This window comes from Embleya sp. NPDC005575 (genome assembly GCF_040605455.1).
Classification (GTDB): domain Bacteria; phylum Actinomycetota; class Actinomycetes; order Streptomycetales; family Streptomycetaceae; genus Embleya.
The window spans coordinates 1-3,476 of the sequence record NZ_JBEXCV010000313.1 but is presented as its reverse complement, the minus strand read 5'-3'; the positions used below and the strand labels follow the sequence as shown (position 1 = coordinate 3,476).

Annotated in this window: 2 protein-coding genes; both read left to right on the top strand. The window is 69.0% G+C overall.

The window, feature by feature from the left end; all coding sequences use genetic code 11:
* The first annotated feature begins 832 nt into the window (after nucleotides 1-832).
* Complete coding sequence (locus tag ABZS54_RS42515) at nucleotides 833-1,261, top strand: DEAD/DEAH box helicase family protein (protein ID WP_355548697.1); 429 nt, start codon at nucleotides 833-835, stop codon at nucleotides 1,259-1,261.
* A 50-nt stretch (nucleotides 1,262-1,311) separates the two neighbouring features.
* Nucleotides 1,312-3,476: Helicase associated domain protein (locus tag ABZS54_RS42510; protein WP_355548695.1), on the top strand; the 2,165-nt coding region annotated here is incomplete at its 3' end.

The window sequence follows — 3,476 nt, the reverse complement described above, 5'->3', positions numbered from 1 at the left end:
GGTCCCTTCGCCGCTCGCGCGGCGAACGAGCGACAAGCCGGCGCGCTGCGCCGGCTCGAGGGACAGCCGCTGCGCGGCCGTCAAAAACCCTGTCCGGCGCGCTGCGCCGAACAGCATGAAGGGCAGGCTCGACGCTTCGCGCCGAGCCCAGGACACCCGCTTCGCGGCTGTCCGAGCCGGCAACAGGAAGCGTGTAAACGGTTTGTGCGTAAGGTCTTTCGATCGTTCTCCGGTGGGTGATGCGTGCCGCTCCGGCAGATCTGACGAAGTGTCAGAAGTATCTGACGGATCATCAGAGTTACCTGACTCAGTGTCAGAAGTGTGTTCCGCCCACCCACTCCCCCATCGACTGCCATACTCCATGATGACACACCAACCCGCTCCGGCACCATCGGGTAGCTTAGACAACAATCCACCGGACGCGGGGCGAAAATCACGAGCCCCACCGACGCGAAACCCACCCCGAACCACCTTCCGAAACCGGGCCCACGGCCCGCCTGGGACCCCAACGAACCGGACTGCACGAAGGGTGCGCGCAAGGTGCATACAGGGGCCCTAAGCAGCCACAACACCCCTACGGAACACCACCGTCGGGGCTACCGGGCGGAGGCCGGGCGCAGCCGGGCCGCACCTCGACCACAACGAAACGACACCCAACCGAACCCCAACCCGACCCCAAAACGCACACCCACACCACACTCGACCGACACAACCCGGTCGCCACACAAACTCCGATAAACAAACCGAGAATCCGACGGAAAACACGTGCAATCAATATCCGAGAACATCGCGCATCGCATCGGTTTATGAACTCGGGAAAGGACACCCCATCATGGGAAACACAGCCGGAACCAAGACCGGAATCAAACTCCGCCCACACCAGAAAGAAGCCGTCCAAGCCGGCGTCCTCGAACTCGCCGCCCCACCCGAGGACGACGCCGCCCTCGCCGAGCTCCGCGCCGGCACCGGACCCTGGAGCGGACACCGCGCACAGATCATCGCCGCCACCGGCACCGGAAAAACCGTCATCGCCGCGGCCGCAACAGCCCGCCTCGCGCCCCGAGGCCGCGTCCTGGTCCTCGTCCCCACCCTCGACCTCCTCACCCAGACCGTGGCCGCCTGGAAGCGCGCGGGCCGCACCGGGCCGATGGTCGCCGTCTGCTCGCTCCGGGGCGACCCGATGCTGGCCGCGGCGGAGGTTCGATCCACCACCAGCCCACCCCAGTACGCCCTCTGTACGCGTCACTCCGGGTCCTGCTGAAGGCCCAGAAGGGCGTCTACGGCCTCGCTCCGCCGGACCCGTTCTCGCTCGTGGTCGTCGACGAGGCACACAGAACGTCCGGCGCGCTCGGGAAGGCGTGGGCGGCGATCCACGACAACCGCAGGCTCCCCGCGGCGCGACGCCTGTACCTCACCGCCACGCCCCGGATCTGGGAGCCCTCGGCGGGCAGCGCCTACGCCGCGCTCGCCGCGGAACCACCCGTGCCGGAGCTGGACCCGCCCAACGACGAGGACGACGTCGACGTGTGGGACGAGGAGGACCTGGAGCTCGCCGACGAGCTGGAGGAGGACGAACACGCCCGAGACGCGTACCAACCGCTCCCGGCCGGGCTCGCCGCGTCCATGGATGATCATCGTTTGTACGGAAAAGTGGCGTTCAACCTCCCCCTCGGGACAGCGGTGACCAGGGGGTTGGTAGCGCCTTTTCGGATCTTCGTGGTCGAGATTCGCGACGAGGAGGTCCAGGCCGCAGCCGCCGAGAGCGGCAGCAAACTCAATCGGCACAGCAACCGGCCCCAGGACGTGGAGGCCTACCGAGGCAAGCGCCTGGCCGCGTTGCAGACCGCGATGCTCAAGGTCGCGACCGAGCACGACCTGCGCCGGATCCTGACCTTCCACCACCGCACCATCGAGGCCGAAGCCTTCGCCAAGGGCCTGCCCAAGGCGTTGCGGAAACTGCGCGCGAACAACCCGGACACGTACGCCTGGAGCATGTCCGCCGACTGGCTCTCCGGTGAGCACGACTCGGGCCACCGGCGGCACGTCCTGGGCCGCTTCGGCGCCGGCGCCGACAGACACGGCGTCATCGTCGACCGGTCCTTCGTCTCGAATTGCCGCGTGTTGGGCGAGGGCGTGGACGTGCCCGAAATCGACTCGGTCGCGATCCTGGACCCCAAAGGGTCGATCGTAGAGATCGTCCAGGCCGTGGGGCGCGCCGTGCGACCGTCCGCGCGCGGCGACAAGATCGCCACCATCCTGGTCCCGATCTTCCTTCAGTCCGGCGAGCACCGGGACGACATGCTCGTCTCGCCGAGTTGGCGACCGCTCCAGCGCGTTCTTCAGGCGCTGCGGGCCCACGACGCGGACATCGTCGACATCTTGGCCGTGCCCCAGGTCAACGGCACACCCCAGGGCGAGCGCGGCCCCGACGAGGCGGACGAGGACGAGGCGGTCGGAGAGGACGGCGAGGACGCGGGCGGGGAGGGGCGTGAGGAGTGGCGGCCGATCCTGCGGTTCTCCAGCCGCCGCGACCCTGTCGAGATCGCCCGCTTCGTCGAGATGCGCGTGGTCGACCCGCAGTCGCGGAACTGGCTGCGCGGGCTGCGCGCTGCGGAGCGCTACCGCCGCGTCCACCCCGACCTGCGCGTCCCGCTGGACGGCGTCGACGTCGACCACCACGGCGTGAAATTCCCGCTGGGCGGCTGGATCTCCGAACAACGCAGGGAATACGCCGCCGGGCGACTGAACACCAAACAGGTCCAGAAACTGAACGAGTTGGGAATGGTGTGGTCTCTGCTCGATCAGGCCTGGGAGGACGGGCTGGCCATAGCGCGCCAATACGCCCGCGAACACGCCACCCTCGCCGCCCCCGCCGACGCCGTGATCGAGGGCTTCCCCATCGGCAAGTGGCTGGAGACCAAACGCGCCCAGGACCGCAGCAGGAACGGGCTCGATCGCGATCGGTCCGAGGCGCTCGACGCGCTTGTCGAGGGCGAGCCGTGGAACCCACCGCACTGGCCGGTGTCCTGGCAACGACGCCTCACCTACGCCGACGAACTCCTGAAGTCGCGCGGCACCGGGGCCCGACTGGACGACATCGCCCTGGACGCCGTCCACCGCGGCGAGGCCATCGGACGATGGATCGCCCGACAACGCGCCGCCTGGGACACCCTGGGCCAGGAACAGCACGAGCGCCTGATCGAACTCGGGCTCACCCCACCCAGGACGGCCGAACCGGCGGACACCGCGCAGCGGGCGGGTGAGGTGGCCGGGCCGGACGGGCCCAGGCCCAGACGGACGCGGGAGCAGGCGTTCGAGATCGCGCTCGGCGCGGCGGCGGCGTATCGGGAGCGGGTCGGGCACCTCGAAGTCCCCCGCGGGCACGTCGAGACCGTTGTCGCGTTCGACGGATGGCGCGAGGACGTGAGGCTCGGGGTGTGGGTGACCACCACCAGGAGCAGGCGAGCGAAACTCCC

Excerpts from the sequence above, each read along its gene's own strand:
- ABZS54_RS42515 (WP_355548697.1), top strand. The coding sequence starts at position 833 with ATGGGAAACACAGCCGGAACCAAGACCGGAATCAAACTCCGCCCACAC.